Source organism: Patescibacteria group bacterium (genome assembly GCA_034520665.1).
Classification (GTDB): domain Bacteria; phylum Patescibacteriota; class Patescibacteriia; order JAXHNJ01; family JAXHNJ01; genus JAXHNJ01.
Genome location: JAXHNJ010000002.1, coordinates 307,497 through 332,923, shown reverse-complemented (window position 1 = coordinate 332,923; position 25,427 = coordinate 307,497). Strand labels below are relative to the sequence as shown.

At 33.7% G+C, this 25,427-nt stretch carries 26 protein-coding genes; 11 read left to right on the top strand and 15 right to left on the bottom strand.

The features are described from left to right. Window positions 1–258 precede the first annotated feature (258 nt). From U5L76_04015 to recA, 3 genes are read left to right on the top strand one after another with little or no spacing between them, the layout of a single operon-like run. Window positions 259–2,529 (top strand): DNA translocase FtsK 4TM domain-containing protein, encoded by a 2,271-nt coding sequence (locus U5L76_04015; protein MDZ7798753.1) that lies wholly within the window; start codon window positions 259–261, stop codon window positions 2,527–2,529. Then, window positions 2,516–3,196 carry a helix-turn-helix domain-containing protein gene (locus U5L76_04010; protein ID MDZ7798752.1) on the top strand — a complete coding sequence of 227 codons (681 nt, stop codon included), beginning with the start codon at window positions 2,516–2,518 and terminating at the stop codon, window positions 3,194–3,196. The genes U5L76_04015 and U5L76_04010 overlap by 14 nt, the downstream gene beginning before the upstream one ends. Before the next feature lie 46 nt (window positions 3,197–3,242). Further along, a complete protein-coding gene (recA, locus tag U5L76_04005) occupies window positions 3,243–4,274 on the top strand; it encodes a recombinase RecA (GenBank protein MDZ7798751.1) in 1,032 nt (343 codons plus the stop codon). Between the two features lie 110 nt (window positions 4,275–4,384). Here recA and U5L76_04000 read toward each other — a convergent pair whose 3' ends face one another. The 5 genes from U5L76_04000 to rpsF all read right to left on the bottom strand — a co-directional run bounded on the left by U5L76_04000 (window position 4,385) and on the right by rpsF (window position 7,270). Next, a complete protein-coding gene (locus tag U5L76_04000; protein MDZ7798750.1) occupies window positions 4,385–4,990 on the bottom strand; it encodes a hypothetical protein in 606 nt (201 codons plus the stop codon). Between the two features lie 534 nt (window positions 4,991–5,524). Next, complete coding sequence (gene efp / locus U5L76_03995) at window positions 5,525–6,085, bottom strand: elongation factor P (GenBank protein ID MDZ7798749.1); 561 nt, start codon at window positions 6,083–6,085, stop codon at window positions 5,525–5,527. A 2-nt stretch (window positions 6,086–6,087) separates the two neighbouring features. Then, window positions 6,088–6,300 (bottom strand): 30S ribosomal protein S18, encoded by a 213-nt coding sequence (rpsR, locus tag U5L76_03990; GenBank protein MDZ7798748.1) that lies wholly within the window; start codon window positions 6,298–6,300, stop codon window positions 6,088–6,090. Window positions 6,301–6,308: 8 nt separating this feature from the next. Next, window positions 6,309–6,734, bottom strand: a complete 426-nt coding sequence (locus U5L76_03985; protein ID MDZ7798747.1) for a single-stranded DNA-binding protein — start codon at window positions 6,732–6,734, stop codon at window positions 6,309–6,311. A 20-nt stretch (window positions 6,735–6,754) separates the two neighbouring features. Beyond that, a complete protein-coding gene (gene rpsF, locus U5L76_03980; GenBank protein ID MDZ7798746.1) occupies window positions 6,755–7,270 on the bottom strand; it encodes a 30S ribosomal protein S6 in 516 nt (171 codons plus the stop codon). 167 nt (window positions 7,271–7,437) lie between these two features. On the opposite strand from rpsF, the gene U5L76_03975 reads away from it, so the two are divergent. After that, on the top strand, window positions 7,438–8,697 hold the full coding sequence (locus U5L76_03975; protein ID MDZ7798745.1) for a methyltransferase domain-containing protein: 1,260 nt from the start codon (window positions 7,438–7,440) through the stop codon (window positions 8,695–8,697). Window positions 8,698–8,730: 33 nt separating this feature from the next. Then, window positions 8,731–9,819 carry a CapA family protein gene (locus U5L76_03970; protein ID MDZ7798744.1) on the top strand — a complete coding sequence of 363 codons (1,089 nt, stop codon included), beginning with the start codon at window positions 8,731–8,733 and terminating at the stop codon, window positions 9,817–9,819. 320 nt (window positions 9,820–10,139) lie between these two features. On the opposite strand, the gene U5L76_03965 is transcribed toward U5L76_03970, so the two are convergent. From U5L76_03965 to U5L76_03930, 8 genes are all read right to left on the bottom strand, one after another. Then, on the bottom strand, window positions 10,140–10,658 hold the full coding sequence (locus U5L76_03965) for a transposase (protein MDZ7798743.1): 519 nt from the start codon (window positions 10,656–10,658) through the stop codon (window positions 10,140–10,142). Between the two features lie 203 nt (window positions 10,659–10,861). Next, a complete protein-coding gene (gene ychF, locus U5L76_03960; protein ID MDZ7798742.1) occupies window positions 10,862–11,968 on the bottom strand; it encodes a redox-regulated ATPase YchF in 1,107 nt (368 codons plus the stop codon). Between the two features lie 665 nt (window positions 11,969–12,633). Beyond that, window positions 12,634–13,239, bottom strand: coding sequence for an HD domain-containing protein (locus U5L76_03955; GenBank protein ID MDZ7798741.1), 606 nt, complete (start codon window positions 13,237–13,239; stop codon window positions 12,634–12,636). Then, complete coding sequence (locus tag U5L76_03950) at window positions 13,208–13,735, bottom strand: NUDIX domain-containing protein (GenBank protein MDZ7798740.1); 528 nt, start codon at window positions 13,733–13,735, stop codon at window positions 13,208–13,210. The genes U5L76_03955 and U5L76_03950 overlap by 32 nt, the downstream gene beginning before the upstream one ends. 23 nt (window positions 13,736–13,758) lie before the next feature. Continuing rightward, a complete protein-coding gene (locus tag U5L76_03945) occupies window positions 13,759–15,249 on the bottom strand; it encodes a thrombospondin type 3 repeat-containing protein (GenBank protein ID MDZ7798739.1) in 1,491 nt (496 codons plus the stop codon). Between the two features lie 6 nt (window positions 15,250–15,255). Beyond that, window positions 15,256–16,101: a bifunctional 5,10-methylenetetrahydrofolate dehydrogenase/5,10-methenyltetrahydrofolate cyclohydrolase gene (locus U5L76_03940; GenBank protein ID MDZ7798738.1), complete on the bottom strand. Its 846-nt coding sequence runs from the start codon at window positions 16,099–16,101 to the stop codon at window positions 15,256–15,258. 32 nt (window positions 16,102–16,133) lie between these two features. Next, window positions 16,134–17,372 (bottom strand): serine hydroxymethyltransferase, encoded by a 1,239-nt coding sequence (glyA, locus tag U5L76_03935; protein MDZ7798737.1) that lies wholly within the window; start codon window positions 17,370–17,372, stop codon window positions 16,134–16,136. 107 nt (window positions 17,373–17,479) lie between these two features. Beyond that, window positions 17,480–19,078 (bottom strand): tRNA uridine(34) 5-carboxymethylaminomethyl modification radical SAM/GNAT enzyme Elp3, encoded by a 1,599-nt coding sequence (locus tag U5L76_03930; GenBank protein ID MDZ7798736.1) that lies wholly within the window; start codon window positions 19,076–19,078, stop codon window positions 17,480–17,482. On the opposite strand from U5L76_03930, the gene U5L76_03925 reads away from it, so the two are divergent. From U5L76_03925 to U5L76_03900, 6 genes are all read left to right on the top strand, one after another. Continuing rightward, window positions 19,079–19,843: a class I SAM-dependent methyltransferase gene (locus tag U5L76_03925; protein MDZ7798735.1), complete on the top strand. Its 765-nt coding sequence runs from the start codon at window positions 19,079–19,081 to the stop codon at window positions 19,841–19,843. A gap of 62 nt (window positions 19,844–19,905) precedes the next feature. Beyond that, window positions 19,906–21,105, top strand: a complete 1,200-nt coding sequence (locus U5L76_03920) for a hypothetical protein (protein ID MDZ7798734.1) — start codon at window positions 19,906–19,908, stop codon at window positions 21,103–21,105. Beyond that, the gene (locus tag U5L76_03915; protein MDZ7798733.1) at window positions 21,106–22,443 is read left to right on the top strand and encodes a phosphomannomutase/phosphoglucomutase; all 1,338 of its coding nucleotides are present in this window, start codon (window positions 21,106–21,108) and stop codon (window positions 22,441–22,443) included. Then, on the top strand, window positions 22,440–23,228 hold the full coding sequence (gene murI, locus U5L76_03910) for a glutamate racemase (GenBank protein ID MDZ7798732.1): 789 nt from the start codon (window positions 22,440–22,442) through the stop codon (window positions 23,226–23,228). The genes U5L76_03915 and murI overlap by 4 nt, the downstream gene beginning before the upstream one ends. A gap of 36 nt (window positions 23,229–23,264) precedes the next feature. Next, a complete protein-coding gene (locus U5L76_03905) occupies window positions 23,265–23,504 on the top strand; it encodes a hypothetical protein (GenBank protein MDZ7798731.1) in 240 nt (79 codons plus the stop codon). A gap of 125 nt (window positions 23,505–23,629) precedes the next feature. Further along, window positions 23,630–23,938, top strand: a complete 309-nt coding sequence (locus U5L76_03900) for a hypothetical protein (protein ID MDZ7798730.1) — start codon at window positions 23,630–23,632, stop codon at window positions 23,936–23,938. A 219-nt stretch (window positions 23,939–24,157) separates the two neighbouring features. Here U5L76_03900 and U5L76_03895 read toward each other — a convergent pair whose 3' ends face one another. Both U5L76_03895 and U5L76_03890 read right to left on the bottom strand, forming a co-directional pair. Continuing rightward, window positions 24,158–25,054, bottom strand: a complete 897-nt coding sequence (locus U5L76_03895) for a hypothetical protein (protein MDZ7798729.1) — start codon at window positions 25,052–25,054, stop codon at window positions 24,158–24,160. Window positions 25,055–25,188: 134 nt separating this feature from the next. After that, window positions 25,189–25,404 (bottom strand): hypothetical protein, encoded by a 216-nt coding sequence (locus U5L76_03890; GenBank protein ID MDZ7798728.1) that lies wholly within the window; start codon window positions 25,402–25,404, stop codon window positions 25,189–25,191. Window positions 25,405–25,427: the final 23 nt, after the last annotated feature.

Genomic DNA, 25,427 nt, shown 5'->3' with positions numbered 1-25,427 from the left:
TATTACTACAATTGCTACAAAGCGACCAATTGCCCAGGCGTTCGAAATGCCGGAGTCATGTAAATATGTACTCTGGAACCCTGGTTTGGCAACACAATGTCTTATGATGTTGGCCTTCGAACTTTGGGATCCGCTTGACTGGGGTGATTAGTCTTTTGACTCAATGATCTGGTCAAAAGAATTTGGTGTGGAAGAAATGACTTCCACACCTTTTTTTATTGCCAAGAGGGACAAAAAGTGGTAAAATATAAGAACCATATGGCTAGAAAAAAGAAAAAATCCCAGAAAAAAGAAAAAAAACAAAAGGAAGAAAAGACAGATTCCTTTTTAAAACCAGAAGCCAGACACGGCATTGTAGTGGTGGTTTTATTTACAGTGGCCGTTTTAAGTATTCTCAGTTTATTTAATGTGGCCGGGAGTTTTGGCGGTTTTATTGATACTGTTTTAAGTTACTTTTTTGGTTGGGGTAAATACTTCTTTCCCATAATTTTACTGGTTTTAGGATTTTTACTTTTAAAACCCGAAAAGTATATTATTCGCAGTATTAATTATTTAGGTTTATTTTTCTTTATTTTAAGCTATTCCGGGCTCTTACACATTTTTCTGGATCTTGAAACGGCTGTAGAAAGAATATCAGAGGGCGCTGGTGGCGGCTATGCCGGCTTACTTCTTAGCTATCCTTTACAAAAAATTATGGGTTTTTGGGCCAGCTTAATTGTTCTTCTGGCTGCTTTTATTATCTCTTTACTTTTAATGTTTAATACTTCTTTAAAGAATTTGTCAGAGAAAAAAAATAAATTATCCTCCTGGTTTTATCGCCTAAATTCATTTTTCTCCCGTTTTAAAAAAGAAAAAGAAGTTTATGATCATCCTAGTTTTTCGAAAAAAAAGTTAAAAGATGAAGAAGACAAAGAGGAATCTGAAAAAGAATCTGTTTCTGATGAATCTGATGATAAAGAAAAAGATAAAACAGACAAGAAAGAGGAAGAAAAAGAACAAGGTGGGTTGTTTAAGAAAAAAGTTAAAAAATATGGCCAGAAAATTAAAATTCCGACCAGTCTTCTTGAAAATTTTTCAAATCGGCCAAAAAGTGGTGATATAGAGCTTAACAAAACAAAGATTAAAAAAACTTTGGATAACTTTGGTATTGAAGTGGAAATGGCGGAAGTAAATGTTGGTCCGACAGTGACGCAATTTACCTTAAAGCCGACCGAGGGAGTTAAACTTTCGCAGATAACTAGTCTGCAAAATGACATTGCTTTGGCTTTGGCAGCCCATCCGATTAGAATTGAAGCGCCTATTCCAGGTAAATCATTAGTTGGTATTGAAGTACCTAACCAGGCGGTAGCTCTAGTTAATTTGGGTGATGTAATTGATACTAAAGATTTCAAAAAATCAAAGTCAAACCTCAGTTTTGCTTTAGGTCGGGATGTTTCCGGTAAGCCGGTTATTCCTAGTCTTGATCCGATGCCTCATCTTTTAATTGCTGGAGCTACAGGATCAGGCAAGAGTGTTTGTATTAATTCAATTATATTAAGCTTAATGTATCAGAATTCTCCTGATGACCTTAAACTTATTTTAGTCGATCCTAAAAGAGTGGAGTTAAATGTTTATAACGATAACCCTTATTTATTAACCCCTGTGATTACAGATACTAAAAAAACTATCAATGCTTTACGTTGGCTAGTAGCGGAGATGGAAAAACGTTTTCAAACCCTTTCCAAAAGCGGTAAGCGGGATATTCATGTTTATCATCGGGAAGTAGATGATGGCATGCCTTTTATAGTTTTAATTATTGATGAATTAGCAGATCTGATGGCTGTGGCAGCTTCAGAAGTAGAAGCGGCTATTATCCGCTTGGCCCAGATGGCCCGAGCGGTGGGTATTCATCTGGTTTTAGCTACGCAAAGACCGTCAGTTAATGTTTTGACCGGTTTAATTAAAGCTAATATTACCGCTCGTATTGCTTTTAATGTGGCTTCGGGGGTGGATTCTCGAACTATTATTGATATGTCTGGAGCTGAGAAATTATTGGGTAAAGGGGACATGCTTTTTCTCTCTTCAGAACTTTCCCAGCCCAAGCGTCTGCAAGGCTCTCATGTTTCTGAAAAAGAGGTTAAAAAAGTAGTTGATTTTGTTAAAGAAAATATTAAAGAAGTTGATTACAAAGATGAAATAGTGGAAAAACCCCAGGCCGCTCCCTTAGGTTCGAGTATGGAGGACTTAGGTGATGATGAACTTTTACCTCAGGCTCAGGAAGTGATTTTAAGGGCTAATAAAGCTTCGGCTTCGCTTTTACAAAGGCGTCTGCGTATTGGCTACGCTCGGGCTGCTCGAATACTTGATTCTCTGGAGAAAAAAGGAATAATTGGACCACAAAATGGATCTAAGCCTCGCGAGGTTTTAATAAACAAGGAAGATAAAACTTTATCCGGCGAGGAAACAGTAGAGAACTCTGATGAAAATCAGGAAGAAGAAAATCAAGAAGATTTTGAAGAAGAGGAGGAAGAAGAAAATGGCCGAATTTAGAAAAAGGAATTTTGCTGATAAAACTCTAGGAGAAAAGTTAAGGGAAATTCGCCAAGAATCTGGCTACAGTCAAAAAAAAGTAGAAGAAAATATTAATGTTTCTGAAAAGTATATTCGATATTTAGAAGAGGGTCATTATGAAAAATTACCCGGTGAAGTTTATATAAAAAGTTTCTTAAAAAAATATGCTGATTTTCTTTCAGTAAATAAAGAAAAAGTATTGGCTCTTTATGAAAATGAAAAAAAGATATATCAGAAACTTGACAGCTATGATAGTAATCAGTATTTGCCGCCTAAGGGCAAGGTAAAATTCCCTTTTTTAAATCCTAAGAATTTACGTAACCTAATAATAATTTTATTTATTTTAGCTATTCTATTATACTTAGGATGGGAGTTAACTCATATTATAGCTCCCCCCAAGCTGAAAATAAATTACCCACCTGAGGAATTTATTACTACAGAAAAGAGTTTACTTTTAGAAGGTCAAACTGAACCAGAAATTAGTGTTTTAGTCAATGGTGAGAAGGTAGATGTAGAGAGAAACGGCAGTTTTAAAGAAGAAATAATATTAAAAGAAGGAGTAAATGTGATTGAAATTACAGCTCATAAAAAACAAGGTGAAGAAAACAAAGTGATTAGAAGAGTTATGCTTAAAAATGTTGAATAATTGATAATAATATTTATAAATTTTGGTGGAAAAGAAAGGATAAAATATGGTTAAAAAATCAAAAAAATCAAAAAAGAAAAATAAAAACAGCCGAGCTGAGGCAGCCAAAGAAGCTATTGATCAAATTAAAGAGCGCTTTGGTGACGGCTCTATTATGAAGTTTGGTGAAACCCGAAAGACCGATGTCCCTTCGGTGCCAACTGGCTGTCTTTCTTTAGACATTGCCTTAGGAGTTGACGGTTTGCCTCGGGGACGTGTGGTAGAAATATTTGGACCCGAAGCTTCAGGTAAAACTACTTTAGCCCAGCATATAGCGGCTGAAGCCCAAAAAAAAGGCGGTATTGCTGCTTTTATAGACGCTGAACACGCTTTAGATCCTTCCTATGCTAAAAAAATAGGTGTAAATGTTGATGATCTACTTATCTCACAACCGGATACCGGAGAACAAGCCTTGGAGATTTTAGAAACTCTGGTTCGTTCAAAAGGTATTGATTTAGTAGTAATTGATTCGGTGGCTGCTTTAACGCCTAAGGCAGAAATTGAAGGAGAAATGGGTGATAAACATATGGCTTTGCAGGCTAGATTAATGAGTCAAGCTTTGCGAAAACTTACTTCTATTGTGGCTAAAACCAAAACAATGGTAATTTTTATCAACCAAACACGTATGAGAATTGGTGTTTTTTTTGGAAACCCTAGAACAACAACCGGTGGTACGGCTTTAAAATTTTATTCTTCAGTTAGGATAGAAACCAGAAGAATCGGTCAAATTAAAAAAGGCGAGCAAGTGATTGGTAACCGTACAAGAGCCAAAGTAGTTAAAAATAAAGTGGCGGCTCCTTTTAAACAAACAGAATTTGATATTATGTATAATGAGGGAATTTCTGAAGAAACGGATGCTATTGATACTGGCTTGAAATACGGAGTAGTTAAAAAATCAGGTAATACTTTGAGTTTTGGCGAGACTAAGTTGGGAGTGGGCCGAGAAAAAAGCCGCCAGCTTCTTAAAGAAAATCCAAAAGTATTAAAAGAAATTCAAAAAGAAATTCTAAAAGCAGTTAAAGAGAGTGAAGAAGAGTAGTAAAAAAAATTTTTAATTAAATTTACCAGCGCAGACTTGTCAGTCTGCGCTGAGTTTTTAATAAATATTTTTAAGTTAAAGAAAAACCCGCCTTATGTTGATAGCGGGTTTTAAAAGAAAAAGCATTTTAGAAAAAAACCAGTAGCTACTGGTATCAGGAAATTATCATTGAGATAGTAGCCTTCTATTTCAATTTCAAGGGATTCAACAACAGCAGCAAAAAAACTGCTTGCTAGGCCAATAGTTAGCCAATGCGGTTCATGAAAAAAGTAATAAAGTGTAGATAAGCTTAGAGTTAAGGCTGTCAGAAAAAATCCTAAGCTGCCACCGATTGTTTTTTGATTTTTTTCAGAATAACGACGGGTGAAACTGAAATGGCCGAATATTTCAGCCATGGGATCGGCAAAACCAACATAAATTATACTCAAGATAATAATTTCCCAACTTTGAAAAAAGCTGATAACTAGAAAACCTAAACTCAGCCAAAGTGAACCTGAAAATCGTCTTTTTTCTACCTCCCGAAGGCATTTTTTCCAAATTCCTCGCTTGAAAGTCTGATTTTGAGGCTCGGATAAACGCTTAAAATCTAGCCAGAGCATAGCCATAAAGAAAATGCCGGCGATGATACTGCGGGCCGGCCAGGAAACAAAATAAACAATAGCTAAGGCGATTAATGAACAGAGAATATGAAACAACTTTCGGTAAATCAATTTCATTATTACTCCCTTTTTTTGTTGACTAAGAATGACAATGACAAAGATCAATAAATTATCTTAGCATAAATATTATTTATTAGCAAGATAAGAAAATCAAATGATGATCTTTTATTAAAATAATCAAAAAATATTTTTCGCAAATAAAAAATAGGAATTAGACTAATTCCTATTAAGGATCAAACAAATTATTTTTTAGATTTATTCTTTAATTTTATTCTTTGGTCGAGATCCTACTCTTTTACATGAAAAGAATCCATTGTTGCCAACGATTAGCACGAATTTTCATACTAAAGTAGATTTTTTCTTTTTTGAATTTCTGGGTGACCCAGCTTGTAATATAACAGAACAATCGGGTAAGCTCTGTAAAGATTGAAAACAGATTGAAAACAATAATTCTCCTTCTTTCTTAAGTCAAAGATTATAGAATAATGTTAGTCAAAAAAAGGGATAACAGGCCTAGATTCAGCTTTAATTTCTGTTATCCGGATAAATAAGGCTATATTTGAGTATTTAGATAACATATTAAAATAGATACTAAACTCTCTCTACGTATTGGCCAGTTTCTGTGTTAACACGGATAATATCGTCGGTCTTTATAAAAAGCGGTACTTTTATTTTGTAGCCAGTTTCCAGCTTTGCCTCTTTGGTGGCTGAGCCTTGCGCCGTGTCACCACGCACACCCGGGGGAGTTTCTTTAACTTTTAGATCAACTTTAATAGGCAATTCAATATTGATCGCTTTATCTTCAAAATTTAATAAATTAACACTAGCTCCTTCTTTGATAAAATTTGTTTTTTCTCCAATTTGATCTTTTGTCAGACTAAATTGCTCATAGCTTTTTTCATCCATAAAATAATATTTGTCATCTTCTTGATAAAGAAAATTAACCCGAGAACGAGAAAGATCTGGTTCTTCAAATTTGTCTGAAGATTTAAAGTTTTTTTCCAGTAACTGACCGGTTTTTAAGTTTTTTATTTTGGTCTGCAAAACAGCTCCACCGCGTCCCATCTTAACGTGCTGAGCTTTTACTATTTCATAAGGCTCCCCCTTATATTTAAAGGTGGTGCCTATTTTTAAATTATTTATACCAAGCATAATTAATGGGTATAAGGCATAAGGCCCATATAGCGGGCTCTTTTAATGGCCTTGGCTAGTTTTCTCTGATGCTTCATACAAACACCACTGCGTTTACGGGGTACAATTTTTTGGTAACCAGAAACATGACGCTGTAAAATCTGTACATCTTTGTAATCTATTTGTTCAATTTGATTCCTGCAAAAATAGCAGGCTTTTCTTTTTCTTTTTCTCATAAGTTTAATTAAAAAGGTATGTCATCAACATTTATTTCTTCTTCCTCGGGCTTATTTTTTTGATTTTGACCTTGATTAGCGCCAGCTCCGGAAGGACCTTCACCTTTTTTATCTAACATAATCATATTTTGAGCTACTATCTCGGTGCGATATTTTTTTACTCCGGATGGGTCTTCCCATGACCTTGTTTGTAAACGTCCTTCAAAATAAACTTTACTGCCTTTTTTTAAATATTGCTGACATATTTCCGCTAAACGACCCCAGGCGACTATATTATGAAATTCAGCCGAAGACTTTCTTTCACCGCTGGCTTTATCTTTCCAGACACGATTAGTAGCCACACCAAAAGAAGCTACACTTTGACCAGAAGTAGTACTTCTGACTTCAGGATCGCGGGTTAAGTTGCCAATAATTTGAGCTTTGTTTAAATCCATAGTTATTATATTATTATTTATTATTGATTGGTAATATCATCTTCTAAAATTTCATCCAATTTTTTATCAAGCTCTTCAATACTTACCTTTTCTTTTTTTTCTTTTTTGGGAGTTTTTTTGGCTAAAGAAGCCTTTTTAGTTTTTTCCTCTTTCTTATCACTTTCTTTCTTTATTTCGGGTTTGCTTTCTGGTTTGTAGACTCTTTTTTCTACTTTTTTACCTTCTTTTATTTTTTCCTCTTTTTCTTTTGTTGGTACTTTTACAATTATTAAAAATCTTATGATTTCATTAATTAATTTAAGATTTTTCTCTAACTCTTTTAATTTATTTTCCTCCATATCAAATTCATTAACATAATAAGAACCATGATCATTCTTTTTTATAGGATAGGCTAATTTTTTCTTGCCCAAACTTTCAGAAAGAGTTAAATTTCCCTCTAATTTTTTAATTAGGCTTTCTACCTGATTGGTGATATTTTTTTGCTCATCCTCGGCGATTTTACCGGAGACTATATAAAGTAGTTCGTAATGTTTCATTTTGTTAATTATTCTTCATTAAAGATAAAAAACAAGCTAATCCAAGCTTAAAGACATATTAACATAAAAATTATACTTTGGCAAGGCATTTTTAAATTATTTTTATAAAAGAAAAAAAATTAAAGAGCTTTATTTTTTAGCAGAAAAACCTTATAATATAGTTAATTATGCCTAAATATTTTTTCATTCTCGGTAGTCATCAAGTTCTGTCTTTAGCTGAAATTTTTTCTTATTTTAGAAAAAAGCAGCTCGAAATAAAACTCTTGCATTTAAAAAAAGGAGTTTTAATTATTGAAAGTGATAAAAAAATAGACTTAGAAAAGTTAAATAAAAAATTAGGTGGTATAGTCAAAAGTGGTCCTATAAAAATAGAAGAAGAAAAAGGCCATGATTTATCAGAAACTTTAAAAAATATCTTCAATCCGGAAAATATATTAAATAATTTTGTATCTAAAACGGATAAAAAGATTTACGTGGGCTTTAGCCTGTATGTGCAGAAAAATAAAATTTTTAATCAGACTAAAGCTCAAATAAAAGATTTGTTAATTTCAGCTAAAAATAAATTCAAAGAAAGAGAGATTAAAAGTCGAGTAGTTTCTTCACGCAGTCGACGTCTTTCTTCAGTAGTGGTTAAAAAAAATAAGCTTTTGAGTCAGGGCTCAGAAATAAATATTTTTATTTTTGGTTCTAAGATAATGCTTGGCCGGACCGAAACAGTGCAGGATTTTGAAGATTATAGTTTTCGTGATTATAAAAGGCCAGCTCGGGACATGGATATCGGTATGATGCCGCCTAAACTGGCTCGGATGATGATAAATATTTCCGGAGGCGATAAAAATGATGTCTTGCTGGATCCTTTTTGTGGTTGTGGCACTATTTTACAGGAAGCCTTGCTTTTAGGTTTTGCCGAAGTCATTGGCTCTGATGTCAGTGCTAAGGCCATTAGTAAAACTAAAAAAAATATCAAGTGGCTAGAAAATAAATATAATCTTGAAAACAGAAAAGTAAGAATTTTTAAATTAGATATTTCATATTTAGGTAAAAATTTAAAGTCTAATTTAATTGATCTAGTTATTACTGAACCTTATTTGGGTCCAGTTTTAAAAAATAAATTAAACCAAAAGGAAACTAGGAAAATTACTGATCAATTAATTAATCTCTATCGTAACTTTTTTAAAGAAATAAAAAAAGTTTTAAGAAAAAGAGGTAAGATAGTGATTATTTGGCCGGTTTTTAAGACATATAAGGGTTTTCAAAACTTGCCGATTTTAGAAGAAGTAATTAAAATGGGATTTAGACAGGAAAAAATATTACCGGATGAATTAAAAAATAAATCTTTTTCGGAAATAACCCGGCGTGGTTCAGTTATTTACTCACGCCAAGGCCAAAACATTTTAAGAGAAATATTTGTTTTTAATAATCAGTAAACAATAAACAAATTACAAACAAAAAAAATGGTCATGCTTGATAAAATCTTAAACAAAAAAATAGAATACATCTGGGTATTTACGGCTATTTTTGTTTCTACACTAAGTATTTTAATAGTGGCTTATCAGGGAGCAGTAGCTATAGATCGAGAGACTGAAATTAATGAAAATTTTATTGTCAAACAGGCCAAGGCTCAAACAGAAACTACTCTTATCTTTGGTGGTGATGTCATGCTGGCTAGAACTGTGGAACAAAAAATATTAGCCGCCAATGATTACAGTTTGCCTTTTCAAAAAATTGCCGATGAATTTAAAGAAGCTGACTTAACTTTTATAAATTTAGAATCTCCTTTTTTTGACGGTGGCTCGGCCACACCCAACGGCAGCGTGGTTTTTCGGGCCTTGTCTGAAACTATTGAAGGTTTAAAATTAGCCGGTATTGATATTGTCTCTCTGGCCAATAATCATTTTGGTAACCAGGGTGTAGCCGGAGAAAAGTTTACTTTTGAACACTTGACTAATAACGAGATCGAATATTGCGGGGCCGGTAATAATTTTGAACAAGCGCACGAGAGTAAAATTATAGCAGTAAAAGGCATAAAGATCGGATTTTTCGCTTATGCCTATCCGGAAAGTTTATATGTAGCCACAGAAAATTCACCGGGCGTCGCTAATATGGAAATAGACCAGATGAAAAAAGATCTTACCCAGTTAAATAATTCAGCTGATATTATTATTGTTTCCATGCACGCCGGGGCTGAGTATACGCATAACCCAGGCCGTTTTCAAATTAATTTTGCTCACACGGCTATTGAGGCCGGAGCAGATTTAGTAGTTGGTCATCATCCGCATGTAGTACAAACCACCGAGAAATATAATGACGGTTATATTATTTATAGCTTAGGTAATTTAGTTTTTGACCAAATGTGGTCAGAAGAGACTCAGCAAGGGGCGGTGGTTAAGGCTATTATTTCAGAAAATAAATTAAAATCTTTAGAATTTAAACCAGTTCATATTTACGATTATAACCAGCCGGATTGGGCCAGTCAGGAAGAGTCCAAGGAAATTTTAAGTAATATGGGACTTGAGGAAGCAACTGTTATTTTGAGTAGAAAGCCATAAAAGCCCTAGGAGCCGTAAAGCTGTAGGCTATAGAGTTATAATAAAAAAATCCCTGCCGCAAAGAAGGGCAGGGAACCGGAAGGGCTTTAGATATGAAGAGGGGGCGGTAGATCTATTCTAAAGAATGGGCATTTTTTGATTACTTCAGTAATAAATGTCATTTTGCCTCCTTTATTTCCAGCCGTATCTGGCTTTGATAGCGATTATCCGGCGCCACCAGAGCCTTTGCAGAGCGTGACGTGGTCTAACCAATAAACTTCACCTCCCTTGAGAGTTAAAAGGTTCAAGTAATTTTATGTTAGCATTTATAGATTTATTATTCAATTTTTTGTAATAACTGGGTAAGCACAAAATGAATCCTCAAGCCATTCCTTACCTTGGGTTTTTAAATAATGTCTGTAACTGGAAAATTTATAATCTTTCATATTTTTTGTATAGCCGTGTTTGACTGGATTATGGTGGATATAATTAAGATGAGTGTAATAACTTTTTGGTGTTTCAATGCATTTATCCCAATAATTCCACCAAATCTTTCTACTCGGACAAGCTTGATATATATTTAATATACGAGAACTGTTAGCATGGATATTTTTAATTAAGCTTGATAATTCTTTACCTAATTTAATTTTTAATAAAAGATGATAATGATTTGAAAGAATTACCCAGGCGTATAAATCACAATTATATCTTTCAAGAGCTTTTCTAATTACATTTAGTAGTATTTTTTTCTTGCTATCAGTATTAAAAAAATATATTCCTTTTAAAGTTCTGGCAGTTAAAAAATAAAATGAATTATCCGAATAAATATGTGGGGGTCGATTTTGGTAAGATATTAACATAAAATTGATTATTTAATAGCCAGACTTTCGTCTGGGCTCCGCAAACCTTTTTTTATCTGAGCTGTAGATTTAATAATAGTAAGTGGTGTCCACGCGAAAGCGTGCGATCTTGTGATTTTTTCAAAAACAAATAAAAAAAGCGGCTTTTTTAAAAGCCACCAAGGTTAAATATATAAAATTGTATTTATTAAGTCAAGATAATTTTATTGAAAAAGAAAATGCATCACGTCGCCGTCCTGAACCTCGTACTCTTTGCCGACTATTTTTATTAATCCCTTTTCTTTGGCCTTGAGTTCAGAGCCGACTGATATTAAATCCTGATAACTTATAACTTCGGCCTTAATAAAACCGGTTTGAAAATCAGTATGAATAATACCGGCTGCTTGTGGAGCCGTAGAGCCTTTTTTAAATGTCCAGGCTCTTACTTCTTTTTCTCCGCCAGTTAGAAAGGTTCTGAAATTAAGCAGATGATAACCGGTTTTAATTAGCTTATCGAGGCCGGATTCATTAATTCCTAGTTGTTTAAGAAAATCAATTTTTTCTTTTTCTGATGATAAATCAGCGATTTCGGCTTCTAGTTTAGCTGAAATAATTATGACTTCAGAGTCATTTTTTTTGGCTAATTTTCTCACGATTTTTACATATTCATTTTCTTCTTGAATATTATTTTCATCAACATTACAGCAATAAAGCTGTTTCTTTTGGGTAATTAGTTGAAGCTCTTGAAGCGCTTCTTCCGCCTCTTTATCAAAAGTTATGCTTCTGGCTGGTTCTCCCTGACTAAGGCTTTTTTCCAGGCGCTCAAGCAAAGGAGCAAGAATTTTTACCTTTTTAACTAATTCTTTATCTTGAGATTTGATTTGTTTTTCCAGAGATTCTTTTCTTTTTTGCACGGTTTCTAAATCAGCCAAGGCCAGCTCAGTTTCGATAATTTCAATATCTTCCTTTGGATCAATTTTGCCGCTGACATGGACAATATCATCATTTTCAAAACAGCGGATCACATGGGCGATGACTCTGACTTGGCGGATGTTTTCTAAAAATTTATTGCCCAGCCCTTCTCCTTTGGAAGCCCCTTTAACCAAACCGGCAATATCGACAAATTCAACCACAGCCGGAATAACTTTTTCTGGTTTGTATATATGGGCTAATTTATTAAGCCTTTTATCAGGGACGCTAACAATACCAACATTGGGATCAATGGTGCAAAAGGGATAGTTTTGGATATCAATGGTTTGTTCAGTCAGCGCCTTGAAAAGGGTTGATTTACCGACATTGGGCAGGCCGACAATACCGATGGAAAAAGACAAATTAGTTGATTGGTTAATTTCGCCCAGAGGGCGATCCGCTTACTAGGCCGCGAGGCAAAGCTTTGGCGGAAGTTGATTAGTTAATTGAGTTAGTAATTTTTTTAAGGATGGTATTATTTTTTTAATTCGCAGTAAGATTTGCTGATTCTTTTTTCTTGGTTTAATTCTAGAATTTTTGTTATTTCTTTATGTTCAGTTTTCGCCTTTTGGCCGGTTATATTTTTTATCACGGTTTCCAGTTCTATAAATTTTCCTAAGCCAGTAACATTATCTAAGTGAATTCGGGTATATTTATAAAGATAAAGAAAACGTATTTTTTTAATAATATTTTTAATTCCCAGACTAAATTTTAAGATTTTTTTAATTTCTAAGCCTGATTTTTATTTAGGCTAATAACTTTATAATTTGATGTTTTAGCCATTTTTTTGTCGGGGCGTCGGTAAAAAATTAATTCAAAAAATTTTTTATTAATTTCCCTAATTTTTAAAAGACCCTTTTTGACTATAAAATAAGTGTCAACCTGATTTAATTTTTTGGCTGTTTTATTTTTTCTGAGATTTTTTTTAATTTCAGAAAAATTATTAATCTTAAATTTTGATTCAATATTTTTTTATTTTTTCTAATAAATTCTATGGCTTTGCTAGTGCTATATAATTTCAACGACTTCAACGTTTCTTTAACTTTTTATAAGTCATCTTTTTTAGTCCTTGCCACCAATTACTCGGATCGATTTTTTCAATTTCTTTAAGCAATTTTTTAGCTGATTGGGTTTCCAAGGCTTTTCTGACGTTATCAATCCAGTTTTGGGCGGCTTTGTGGCCTTCGGCTATGTATTCACGGGCTGAAACAGCCTGCTCCAGCCAGTCAGCGTCTTTAGCCACTACTCCTTCTAGTGTGTTTCTTTTTTCCAGTTCCTGATGGTATTTTCGCCAGGTTTTTTTTACCTTTTCCGGTAAATCTTTGGTCTGTTCCAGAAAAGCTTGTTTTTCGGCTGGTTTAGTTTTTAGGTAGCGGGAAGCTATTTTATGATGGTCACCAATTCTCATTTCCGGAAAATCATGGATAAGGCAGATAGTGGCTGTTTTTTCTGGGTTAACTCCTTCCAGTTCAGCCAAGATATAAGCCATGACCGCTGCTCGAGCTGTATGATCAGCTAAACTACGCAGATTGTTACTAACGCCGGCTAAAGCAAAACCACAATGTTTTTGCCTTTTGAGCATACCAAGCTCAAAAAAGAAATCAGTTATTTTTTTTGATTGTTTTTGATTCATATTTTTTTAAATCCTTAATTACTTGATAGATATGTTTAAAAGCGATTTTTTCTGGCAGATTATCTAAAGTAAACCATTCAATGGCTTTAACGTCGTCTTTGGGTTTTAAGTGGCCCTGATATTTTACTAAATAATAAAGGTTAAGTGTTGATTGGTCTTTTTCGTTATAAAAATATTTATCTATATAAACTCCGAAAAAATCAGCCTTAGTTATGGCCACGGTTAATTCTTCTTTCATTTCTCTTTTTAGAGCCTTTTTAGGGGGTTCAAAAGACTCAATAAAACCGCCTGGGAAATCCCAATAATTTTTTAAGGGTTCAATAGCTCTCTGACTAAATAAGTATTTATTATCTTTTTTAAAAAGACCGGTGACTGTGGGAGCCGGATTATTGTATTGAACATAGCCGCACCTAGGGCAGCAAAGTCTGACCGGATCGCTGGTATGCAAATTTTTCTTGACTAATTTAGTTTTACACTGAGGGCAATATTTATACATTTTTATTTTTAATAAGTATTATTTTATAGATCTTCTATTGTATAAAGGGTGGTAGGAGTAGCTTTTTTTGGATATTTTAAATCCATATCATCTCTTTTTATTTCTGTTTCAGGGATTTCGTCGTAATATTTTTTTTCATATGTTTCGGGGTTTGGATTTGGTTTAGTAGCTGGAATTAAGGGGCTATAACCTTTATCTATTTCCGTTTTATCTGAATAACCATCATTATCAGTATCAAAATGACTTCTTTTAGTGCCGATTTTAATCTCTTCTAAGTCTGTTATTCCATCTCCGTCAGTATCTATATCTTTTTGAGTGATAACTTCTGGGATATCAATTTTTTTACCTTTAGGAAAAACATATACAGTAAATTGTATATCATCCCAAAGGCCCATATTATATCCGTCGTCGCAGGTAAATTGGATAGCTGGGACATCTTTTCTTCCGGAAAAAGGAAAATAGTCAATATGACATTTATCCTCAATGTTTGTATGAACAGTTTTGTTGGTTGAGTATAAATCGCTTTCTAAGCGGAAAGAAATTTGTTTTCCTTTTTTATACTCTTCTAATTTAACTGGCTTAAAATTACCTTTTACCTGAACACTAGGATTTGTGCAATCGCCATGATAAAGACCAATATCCCTATTTTGATTTATTGATTGATCAAAATAAATTTTCATACCAGCAGCTGAGCAATACCAATTGACTTGAAAGACTAAAGTACCATTTTTCACATTTTTATACCACTCTTTTTTAGTAATTGAATTTGGCCTTTCTGGCGTTTCTGATTTGTTGGTATTTTCATTAAGATTTGTATTTATATTATTGTTTAAATTTTTATTAATATTATTATTAAGATTAGAGTTTATATTATTGTTTTTATTTATGTTTTGATTAAAATTAGAATTAAGATTTATATTTACATTATTATTAAAATTTACATTTTGGTTTAGATTTGTATTCTGATTAGTATTTATGTTTAAGTTTTGGTTTAGATTAATATTATTATTACTATTAACATTTACATTATAGTTAATGTTAGCATTTATATTTTGGTTGGTGTTTGTATTTAGATTCTGATTTAAGTTAGTATTATTATTAATATTTTGATTAAGATTATTATTTGAATTAATATTTGCGTTGCTATTATAATTTATATTATTATTCACATTTTTATTATTGCTATTAATATTTATTTCTTCATTAGTATTAGAGTTATTATTAGAGATATTTGTGTTAATATTATTTTTTATGTTTGCGTTAGAATTTGTTTTTTTCTCAATTTTTAAATTATAAAGATATTGTTCTAAGGGATCTGCTTCAAAAGCTGACACTTTTAAAACTCCGCGCCAATCTTCTCTGAACTGGTTAGCTATATTGCTTAAAGAAACCGATTGGTTAGAATTGTTAATTCTTTGAATAAAAATATAAGTTAATGTACTCATAGCTAGAACGCAGCTAATAATTAAAATAATAGTAGTTAAAGCTAAGCCCAGTTGTTTTATATTCTTCATAGTATTTTATTTTACTTTATTAAGATATTGAGCCGATAAGTAAGTGTTTTCCAGTAAAAAGGCCACGGTTAAAGGCCCGACCCCGCCGGGTACCGGCGAGATTTTTTTAACTTTATCCTTGACATCTTCAAAATCAACATCACCGACTGATTTTTTATCATCAAGACGGTTAAAACCAATGTCAATAATAGTGGCCCCTTCTTTAATCATACTCTCTTTTATCAAATTAGGCCGGCCATAGGCGATAATTATAATATCAGATTGGCGGGTAGTATCTTGAAAGTAATCACCCTGTTTTTTAATTTCTACTTGCCCGCCTCTTTTTTCCAGAATATATTTAAGCGGTTTAATTAAAACATCACTATTGGCTAAAAGAGCGATTTTCTTTTTTTTCGGTGAAACCCGGGCTTTTTTTAACAAAGCTAAGACACTCTTAATCAAACCAGGTAAAATAACATCCTGTCCTTCTAGAATTTTTTTAATATTAAAAGGATGAAAACCGTCTACGTCTTTACGCCAGTCTATTTTCTTGATTATTTTATCCTGGTCCAAGTGGCGCGGCAGAGGCAATTGAACGATAATGCCGGCTATACTAGAATTTTTATTTAGGTTTTCTACTTTTTCAATAATTTCTTTTTCCTGGGTTTGAGCGTTAAAAAGATGTTTTTCAAAATGAAAGCCTACTTTTTGACAGGCTTTTTCTTTTAAACTGACATAAAGATGCGAAGCTTTATCATCACCGACTAAAATAACGGCTAAACCCGGTGTGAAGGAAGTTTTTGATATTTTATTTTTTAAATTTTTCTTAATTTTTTCAGCTAAGGCTTGACCGTCAATTATTTTATTGGGCATAATATTATTTATCAAAAATTAACAATCGGCTTTTATAGTTCTGGATAAAGCGGGTGCTTTTTAGTTAAATCAGCCACTACGGTTAAGGCTTGTTTTTTAATGGAATCGCTTTTTGGATTTTTAAGCACTTGGGCTAAAGTTTCGCCGACAATTTTCATGTCTTTTTCTTTAAAACCGCGGGTAGTCAGAGCCGGCGTACCCAAACGGATGCCAGAGGGGTCCATGGGTTTTCTGGGGTCATCCGGAATCATATTTTTATTCAAGGTAATCTTAACTTCGTCCAAAACATTTTGTGCTTCTTTACCGGCTAGGCCAAGGGGAGTCAGGTCCGATAAAATAAGGTGATTTTCAGTTTTGTTAAAACAAATTTTTAACCCCTCGTTTTTAAGAGTTTGGCAAAGCACTTTAGCATTTTTCTTAATTTGCCGGGCGTATTCTTTGAAAGAGGGCAATAAAGCTTCACCAAAAGCGACCGCTTTGGCGGCAATATTATGCTCATGCGGCCCGCCCTGGAAACCGGGAAAAACTGCCTTATCAATTTTCTCAGCCCATTTTTCCTGGCACATAATCATACCGCCGCGGGGGCCACGCAGAGTTTTATGAGTGGTAGTGGTTACTATATCAAAAAGAGGTACTGGATTATTCATCTGGCCAGCCGCGATCAAGCCGGCGATATGAGCGATATCAGCCATGGTAATAGCATTAACCTGATCAGCAATATATTTAAATTTTTGATAATCAATTTCCCGAGAGTAAGCTGAATAGCCGCAGAGAATTATTTTTGGCTTGTGTTCTTTAGCCAGTTTTTCTACTTCCTGATAATCAATTTCGCCGGCCGGAGTAGTTTTATATCTGACAAAGTTATAAAGCTTAGACATATAAGTAACCGGATGGCCGTGAGTGAGATGCCCGCCGTGCGAGAGATCCATGCCTAGAACTGTATCACCTGGCTCAAGCAAGGCAAAATAAACAGCTACATTGGCCGGAGCGCCAGACAAAGGCTGGACATTAACATGCTCGGCCCCGAAAAGTTTTTTAGCTCGGTCAATAGCTAGTTGCTCGGTAGTATCAACATTCTGGGTACCGCCGTAATATCGCTTACCGGGGTAGCCTTCTGAATACTTATTAGTTAAAACACTACCCAAGGCTTCCAGGACTGACATAGAAACAAAGTTTTCTGAAGGGATTAATTCCAGTCCAGTCTGCTGTCTTTTTATCTCCTGGGCAATAGCCCGAGCCACTTTATTATCAGTTTTGTTTAAATATTTCATAGGTGTGGTTATTTTAGCATATCTTTAATAACTAAAAAAGTACCGGGCGATAGCAAATTACCCTATAATTTTAAAGACTATTTAATGCCTTGGGGAGAATGAGATATTTATTTAATTTTCTTAACCATATAAGTCTGACTTAAACGGTAGTCTAGTTTACGATAATATTGGCGTACGCCAATACCAGAGATAACGGCAATTTTTTGAAAACTTTTTTGCTTAGCTATTTTCTCGGCTTTTTTCATCAATTTTTTACCCAACCCCAAATGCTGGACAGCTTTTAGTCGGGTTTGAACAGCCGAGCTTCTTTGGGAAGATCTTTTTGGGAGGGATAGGGATTGGCCATAGGTATGTAGTTCACGAATCATAGCAATATGACTGGCCCGCGCAGACTTTCCAGTCTGCGCGGATAAAGAGTTTGGCAAGCGTAAACGCAGAAAAGCGTAAAGGGTTTTTTTATCTTTTGATTCAAAACTTAAAAAATATTCGGTTGCCTTGGAAGCCTGATATACTCTTTTAATAAATTTTATATCTTTTTCAACCGGTTTTTCACGGGCTTCGCGGCAACGGATACACTGGCAATGCGAATATTCTTTTTGGATAATCTGACGCAGATTAGTTACTTTATTGCCGGCTTCAATGCAGTCAGAGGGTATGTCACGGATAAGGCGATTAATACGGACGTAAGGAGGAATGGTTTTTTTTATATTGATCAGTAATTTATTAAGAGTTTTTTGAGAATAAGGTTTATATAATTTCTTTTGCCATTGTTGGTAAAGCTTAGCCGTTTTCAAAACCACACAGGGGTAAATCTTGAGCATATCTGGTTGAAAGCGAGGATCAGAAAAGATAGTTTTAAATATTTTTAAATCCTTAACCGGAGTGGAGCCGGGTAAGTTAGGCATTAGGTGATAAACAATTTTAAAACCAAAATCTTTGAGAATTTTTGTAGCCTTAACCGTGTCTTCGACAGTAGCCTGGCGATTTATTTTTTTTAATATTTTTGGATAAATAGTTTGCACGCCTAGCTCCACTCGGGTACAGCCAAGTTTTCTCATAGCCAGAGCTTCTTTTTCATCAATTAAATCCGGCCGAGTTTCCAAAGACAGTCCGATGATACGGTGCTTGGCTTTTTCGTTTTTCTTTTGCGCTTGCTCTAAGGTTTTACTAGTCGAATGATTACAAGCGTCAAAACATCTCTTAATAAACCAAGTTTTGTATTTTTTGGGATAAGCGGTCCAGGAACCGCCCAGAACAATCATTTCTATTTTATCCACTGGATGGCCGGTCAGAATTAAAGATTTAATACGAGTTTGAACCTGTTTATAAGGGTCAAATTTATTAAGATAAGCTCTTTGAGCGGCCGGCTCTTTTTTTAGATAACTTTTAGGCATATCTTTTTCACTCGGGCAGTAAATGCAATTACCCGGGCACTGATAGGGCTTGGTTAAAACCGTAATAATACTGACTCCAGAAAGAGTACGCACATCTCTTCTTCTTAGTAATTTTAAAACCTTGTGATTTTTAGTTATTTTTTTATTTTTTAAAAGTTGCCGGTAAGCTTTAATTAAGGTAATATTAGAAAGAAGGGAACAGCCGTATTTTTTGGAAAATTCCCGTTTTAAAAGCGAAAGCTTTTTGGGAGAATAATATTTTTTTCTGATCAGCTTTCTGATTAATTTTTGAGCAATTTTAATATCTTTCATATGAAAAAGAAACTAGCCAGAGAATTAATTAATAAAGGCCGCCATGATTATAATCTGATTGCCGGTCATTTTTCGGAAACCAGGAATTATCTCTGGGAGGATTTTAAATTTTTTAAAAAATATATTAAATCAGACGACAAAGTTTTAGACGCTGGCTGCGGTAATGGTAGGTTATCGGAATTTTTGCAAAAAATCAAGGTTAACCCGGCTAAAAATTCCAAGAAAAATAATATTGAAAGCGGAATTAATTACACTGGTCTTGACTCTTCATTGGCCTTGATTAAACTGGCTCGACAGCGTCATCCTGATGAAAAATTTGTGGTTGGCGATATTATGAATATGCCTTTTGGTGACAATATTTTTGACGTAGTTTTAGCTGTAGCTGTTTGGCAGCATATTCCGGCCAAAGATTTTCGGGAAAAATCACTTAGGGAAATTAACCGTGTTTTAAAAAAAGAAGGAATTTTCATAATGACCAATTGGAATCTCTGGCAGCCCAGATTTCGTTTATTAAGATTTGAGTATAATCTAAAAAAAATATTCGGTCTTAATAAGATGGATTTTAATGATATTTTAAAACCCTGGAAATCTCCGGATCAGGACATTTTAGCTTTGCGTTATCTCCATGCTTATAAGTTAAAAGAGATTGAAAAATTATTAAGAGAAAATGGTTTCAAAATGCTAGAAAATTATTTTTCTTTTCGGGGTAAAAAAACTAATAAAAAAGAAGGCTATAATATAATAACTGTAGCCAAAAAAAATTGATTTTATGGCTTTAAAATGCTAATATAAAAAACGATTTACTTAATAGTTAAGAAGGAAAAAATATGAAAAAATTACTATTGACTTTAAGTTTTTTGACTTTACTATTATTGCCAGTAACAGCTCAGGGAGCCGGCAGTAGCCAGAAAGTATTAAATGTTTATATTCCGGCTAACCAGACTATTGATGATAATTTTGTGCGCGGGGCTAATACTTTTGATATTCGAGGGAAGATTAAAGGTGATGTTATTATTGCTGGAGCCAGTATTGATATTTCAGGCCAGGTCTCAGGCGATGTTTTGGCCGCAGCCAGTTCGATTAAAATCAGCGGTGAAGTGACTGGTGACGTACGAGTAGCCGGCGGCACAGTCCTTATTGACGGTTTAGTAAAGGGGAACGTGAATATTTTTGCTGGCAGTGCTGATTTTGGTTTGGACAGCCATGTTTTAGGCGATGTTAGTCTTTACAGTGGCACTGGTAATATCAAAGGAAAAATTGATGGCGACTTGCACGGCGGAGCCGGTAGTGTAGCGGTCAGCGGACAAATAGGGGAAAATGTTGAGCTGCGTTTTGACGGAGAAGGTAAAAATGCGCCGACTTTAACCATTGTTTCCGGAGCTAGTATTGGTGGCAATTTGGATTACTACAGTCAGCGCAAAGCCCAGATTGATGACGAAGCCAGTATTAGCGGAGAGGTAACCAGACATGAGCCAACCGGTGTCGGTAAAACAACCAGAAAGTTTATTAATTCATTTTGGTGGTTTACTAACCTAACCAGCTTTTTTGGCCTGATAATTGTCGGTTTGATTCTAATCTGGATTTTTGAAGATAAAGTGAAAAAAGTGTCAAAACGTATGCTAATAAAACCAGGCCAGTCTATGCTTTATGGCCTAGCTATTTTAATTATTACTCCTATTGTTTCTATAATATTAATGATTACTATAATTGGCTTGCCTTTGGGTATAATTATGCTTTTACTTTATGGTATAGCTATTTATATTAGCACGGCTTTTATTGGTGTTGTTTTGGGTCGTAAGATTTTATCTTATTTACAAAAGAAAAAAATAGAAGAAGTTTCACTTTTCTGGTCTTTAATTTTAGGTTTATTAATTTATACGGTTATTGTTGACTTAATTTTGTGGTCAGGTTCTTTTTTGGGAATTTTTAGTGGTTTGGTTAAATTTGTCACTTTAGTTTGGGCTTTAGGAGCTATGTTTTACTTTGGCCAAAAAAAAGAGGGGCTTAAAAAAATAACAAAAAAATAAATGCCGAAAATAAATGAAAAAATATTTAAGTCCTATGATATTCGAGGGACTTATCCGGACCAGCTTAATGAGGAAATAGCTTATTTGATTGGCCGGGCTTTTGCTTGTCGGTCAAAAGCCGAAGAAGTGACTTTAGGGCATGATATGAGATTATCCGGACCAGCTCTGAAAAAAGCTTTAATCAAAGGCATTATTGATGAAGGGGTAAATGTTAAGGATATAGGATTGATGCCCATTGACGCGGTTTATGCCTCGGTTGGTATTTTTGGTGATCAGGCTGGTATTATGATTACTGCTTCTCATAATCCATCTGAATATAATGGCTTTAAAATGGTATTGAAAGATATGAAGTGGATCAGAGGTGAAGAGCTTCTGGAGGATGTTAAAAATTTACCGGAACAAACAGCCAAAAATAAAGGACAAGTCAGGCAGGAAGATATTATGGATAAATATATTAACCATGTCATGAGTTTTGTGGATAAAGATAAAATAAAACCTTTTAAAGTAGTGGTTGATGCCGGCAATGGTTTAGCCGGCCGTATTATTCCGGAATTAGAAAAAGAATTACCAATTAAAGTCAGGCCTTTAAATTTTAAACTAGATGGTAATTTTCCGGCTCATCCCTCTAATCCTTTGATGCCGGAAAGCCAAAAACAGATTACCGAAGCAGTTAAAAAAGAAGAGGCAGATTTTGGCGCTATTTTTGACGGCGATACCGACCGGCTTTTCTTTGTTGATGAGAAAGGTAATTTTATTGCCGCTGATATTACTTTATTAATCCTGGCTAAGTTTTTTCTGGAAAAAGAAAAAGGAGCCGGTATTGTTTACAATTTAATTTGCTCTCGCTCAGTGCCGGAATATATTAAAAAATGGGGGGGGCGGCCGATTCGCGCAAAAACCGGCTACGTTAATATTTCCAAAAAGATGCGGGAAGAAAAAGGCATAATGGGTGGCGAGCTTTCGGCTCATTATTCTTTTCGGAGAAATGCTTTTGCTGACTCGGGTTTTATTTCATTTCTTATTTTATTGGAAGTTTTATCGAAACATAATCAACCATTATCTGAAATTATTAAACCATTTGCCAAATATGTAAAAAGTCCGGAGACAAATGTAGAGATAGAAAATGCTGAAGAAATAATTAATAAAATAAAAGAAAAATATCAAGACGGCCGCCAAGATGATTTAGACGGTATTACTGTGGAATATAAAGATTGGTGGTTTAATGTCCGGCCTTCAAATACTGAACCCTTACTGAGAATTACCGTGGAAGCTGACACTAAAGAAATTATGGAGGAAAAAAGGGAGGAATTAGTAAATTTTATCAAGCAAAACAAATGATTGGCATATTTGATTCAGGCTTAGGGGGGCTTACAGTGATTCATGAATTTTTTAAACAATTGCCTCAAGCCGGTATTGTTTATTTTGGTGACACGGCTCGTACACCTTACGGTAACAAGGGGCCGGAAATAATAGAAGGGTATGCGCATGAAGACACTCGTTTTTTAATTAATCAGGGAGCGGATATAATTGTTATTGCTTGCAATACTGCTTCAGCCGTGGCTTTTCCGGGTTTGAAAAAAAAATATCCCTCTTTACCAATTTTTGAAGTTATTAGCCCGGCGGTTAAAGCGGCCGTAAAAAAAACTAAAAATAAAAGAATTGGCGTTATTGGCACTCGGGCTACTATTAATAGCGGTATCTATAAAAAATTAATTAAATCAAAAGATAATGAAATTAAAGTTTTTTCCCAGCCAGCGCCCTTGTTAGTCCCTCTAGTGGAAGAGAATTGGCTGAAAAGACCGGAAACCAAAAAAATACTAAAAAAATATTTATGGCCCTTAAAGCAAAAGCAAGTTGATACTTTAATTTTAGGCTGTACTCATTATCCTTTTTTGAAAAATATTATTAAGCAAAAAACGGGTAAAAACGTGGCCTTGATTGATTCAGCTAGCGAGATAGTTAAAGAAATTAAAAAATATTTAGAAGCTAATCCGGAAATATTTAAAAAAATTAAATCTCAAAAACACCAGTTTTTTGTTTCTGATTTAACGCCGCAAGCTCAAGGCTTAGTCAGCAAATGGTTTGACAATAAAGTCAAGTTAGAGTATTATAATTTGAGCTAAAGTATTTTCTTTATATAGAAGAGGGAAGGAGGGTTTATGAAAAACAGCCCTTTTAAAATAATCAGAAAATTATTAGCTTTTTTAGTTCTTTTAGTTTTATTTATTTTTACTCTTGGCCCCAAGGCATTGGGTCTGATGACTCTGATCATTATTATACTTATTTTTATTTTCGGCAGAATTTTTATTTTAGGACTCTTGTTAGGCATTTTTATTACTGCTTTTTTAAGAACCTTAGTTCCTTTTAAGAATAATTATAATGATTATCAGCGAAAATAAAAGGCTTCTTACCCTTGTAAGAGGCCTTATTTTTTATTGACACAATTAGATCTATGTAGTATAAAGTAATATAGGAATTTAGAAAAGATTGTTCTTTAAATTTTGAATTTTAAGGAGGTTTTATTGTGAGTAATAATGTAATTTGTGAAGATGATCAGAATATTGATGATGATCTTTTAGCCATTTCGCCGGTTCTTATCTTTTTATTAATCATCTGCTTTTTTATTTTTTGTTTAGCAGCATTACTAATTGCTTTCACCCGGATAAAAATTATATTGATTTTTCTAACCGGGGGTATATGGCTTTTAAGTATGTATTATGGCTTTGAAACTATGGCTTGGCTAAAATGGATTATTTTTTATTGCACTATATCATTAATAATCAGGTTTATTTATTTGCGAGAATTTAATTTAGGCAATAACTGGATAAATTAGAATAGGAAAGGAGATATTGATATGGAAGATAATTTACTAATCTTAATAATAAAACACGTTTTTCTAGCCCCGATAGTCAACATTGTATTCGTCTTTGTTTGTTTACTTTTCCTTGGCTATCAAATCTCGCGCAATAAATTGGCGGGTATCTTATCTTGAACTTATCTTATAAAAAAAGGTGTATCAACAATAGGTACACCTTATTTTTTTATATTTATATTAATTACCCGGGCTTAAAAAATCAATAATTATCGGACTTAATTCATTCTGGCAGTTATTGATTAAAATGGAATTACTGGTGTTAGAATTCTCTTCAGTAAATTTTTCCTGGCACTTGGTTAAATAAGCGGTATGGCTGATAGTATTTTTACCTAAGCCATATTCAGAAATAAGCTCCTGTCCGGCCTGACAAAAAGTATTGATATTATTCCTGCCGATTAAGTCCTGGTATTTTTCTTCTAAATTATCATTTAAATTATTAACACAATAAATATAAAAATCTTCGGCCGTTAATTTACCGCTTCCCAAAGGATTAAATTTATTTTCTATTTCATTTAAATCGCTGTAGCCATCTCCGTCAGTGTCTTTTTTTGTTGGTGAGGTGCCATAATATAATTCTTTTTTGTTTATAAGGCCGTCGTTATCTGAGTCGCTATTGGGATTGCTAGTGTTGATATAAGTGTTAGTATTATTTGAATTATTATTGGTATTAGCGTTGGTATTTAGATTAAGGTCTTTATTAACACTTAAATTACCATTATTATTAATATTATTGGAGCCTGTAACCACTATTTCTTCCTTTTCTGGACTGTTTAAGTTTTGAAAAAGATAAATAGCACCAATGATTAAACCAATAATAACTATTATAGCTACAGTAATAATAGTTATTTTCTTTTTTCCGCCGTGGCTTATTTTATTTAATTCAGCAATTTTGGCCGATATATCACTATTATCAGTGTTTTGGCTGTTTTTTTCTGACTTTGTATGGCTTTGAGACTGTTTTAGATCAGCCGGTTTTTGTAGATTAGATTTTGGCTTATTGTCTGGCTGGCCTTGGTTAGGTAAACTAGCAGGCGGGCTTTGAGGTTTTTTTGGTTGGTTTTGATTTTCAAACATATATATTAGATTAATCCTATTTTAATTGAATATTTAGAATATTTCCTTATTTCTTAGATTAAAATATTTTTTAATTCTAATCTTTGATATTTATTTTTATCTTTTAATTCAAGATATTTTTTTATTAATTTTTACTAATAATTTAGAGAAATTTTTTTATCTGGCTTAGCCCTAGAGTTTATATCTTTATTATTGATGAGAAAGTATTTTTTATTTTTAGTTAATCTAGTCAAAACATCTTTTTGCTTAATATCAAAGTCTAAAGTATGCCAATTAAATAAGGAACCAAGTAATAAGAGTATAAACCAAGCAATTATTATTAATATAATTATTATAATCCATTTAGTCATTTTAATCTTTATTATTAAATGGG

What these genes read in the sequence shown, in the direction of transcription:
- U5L76_04015 (MDZ7798753.1), top strand. Translation starts at nt 259, where the DNA reads ATGGCTAGAAAAAAGAAAAAATCCCAGAAAAAAGAAAAAAAACAAAAG.
- U5L76_04010 (MDZ7798752.1), top strand. Translation starts at nt 2,516, where the DNA reads ATGGCCGAATTTAGAAAAAGGAATTTTGCTGATAAAACTCTAGGAGAA.
- recA (MDZ7798751.1), top strand. Translation starts at nt 3,243, where the DNA reads ATGGTTAAAAAATCAAAAAAATCAAAAAAGAAAAATAAAAACAGCCGA.
- U5L76_04000 (MDZ7798750.1), bottom strand. Translation starts at nt 4,990, where the DNA reads ATGAAATTGATTTACCGAAAGTTGTTTCATATTCTCTGTTCATTAATC.
- efp (MDZ7798749.1), bottom strand. Translation starts at nt 6,085, where the DNA reads ATGCTTGGTATAAATAATTTAAAAATAGGCACCACCTTTAAATATAAG.
- rpsR (MDZ7798748.1), bottom strand. Translation starts at nt 6,300, where the DNA reads ATGAGAAAAAGAAAAAGAAAAGCCTGCTATTTTTGCAGGAATCAAATT.
- U5L76_03985 (MDZ7798747.1), bottom strand. Translation starts at nt 6,734, where the DNA reads ATGGATTTAAACAAAGCTCAAATTATTGGCAACTTAACCCGCGATCCT.
- rpsF (MDZ7798746.1), bottom strand. Translation starts at nt 7,270, where the DNA reads ATGAAACATTACGAACTACTTTATATAGTCTCCGGTAAAATCGCCGAG.
- U5L76_03975 (MDZ7798745.1), top strand. Translation starts at nt 7,438, where the DNA reads ATGCCTAAATATTTTTTCATTCTCGGTAGTCATCAAGTTCTGTCTTTA.
- U5L76_03970 (MDZ7798744.1), top strand. Translation starts at nt 8,731, where the DNA reads ATGCTTGATAAAATCTTAAACAAAAAAATAGAATACATCTGGGTATTT.
- U5L76_03965 (MDZ7798743.1), bottom strand. Translation starts at nt 10,658, where the DNA reads ATGTTAATATCTTACCAAAATCGACCCCCACATATTTATTCGGATAAT.
- U5L76_03955 (MDZ7798741.1), bottom strand. Translation starts at nt 13,239, where the DNA reads ATGAATCAAAAACAATCAAAAAAAATAACTGATTTCTTTTTTGAGCTT.
- U5L76_03950 (MDZ7798740.1), bottom strand. Translation starts at nt 13,735, where the DNA reads ATGTATAAATATTGCCCTCAGTGTAAAACTAAATTAGTCAAGAAAAAT.
- U5L76_03945 (MDZ7798739.1), bottom strand. Translation starts at nt 15,249, where the DNA reads ATGAAGAATATAAAACAACTGGGCTTAGCTTTAACTACTATTATTTTA.
- U5L76_03940 (MDZ7798738.1), bottom strand. Translation starts at nt 16,101, where the DNA reads ATGCCCAATAAAATAATTGACGGTCAAGCCTTAGCTGAAAAAATTAAG.
- glyA (MDZ7798737.1), bottom strand. Translation starts at nt 17,372, where the DNA reads ATGAAATATTTAAACAAAACTGATAATAAAGTGGCTCGGGCTATTGCC.
- U5L76_03930 (MDZ7798736.1), bottom strand. Translation starts at nt 19,078, where the DNA reads ATGAAAGATATTAAAATTGCTCAAAAATTAATCAGAAAGCTGATCAGA.
- U5L76_03925 (MDZ7798735.1), top strand. Translation starts at nt 19,079, where the DNA reads ATGAAAAAGAAACTAGCCAGAGAATTAATTAATAAAGGCCGCCATGAT.
- U5L76_03920 (MDZ7798734.1), top strand. Translation starts at nt 19,906, where the DNA reads ATGAAAAAATTACTATTGACTTTAAGTTTTTTGACTTTACTATTATTG.
- U5L76_03915 (MDZ7798733.1), top strand. Translation starts at nt 21,106, where the DNA reads ATGCCGAAAATAAATGAAAAAATATTTAAGTCCTATGATATTCGAGGG.
- murI (MDZ7798732.1), top strand. Translation starts at nt 22,440, where the DNA reads ATGATTGGCATATTTGATTCAGGCTTAGGGGGGCTTACAGTGATTCAT.
- U5L76_03905 (MDZ7798731.1), top strand. Translation starts at nt 23,265, where the DNA reads ATGAAAAACAGCCCTTTTAAAATAATCAGAAAATTATTAGCTTTTTTA.
- U5L76_03895 (MDZ7798729.1), bottom strand. Translation starts at nt 25,054, where the DNA reads ATGTTTGAAAATCAAAACCAACCAAAAAAACCTCAAAGCCCGCCTGCT.
- U5L76_03890 (MDZ7798728.1), bottom strand. Translation starts at nt 25,404, where the DNA reads ATGACTAAATGGATTATAATAATTATATTAATAATAATTGCTTGGTTT.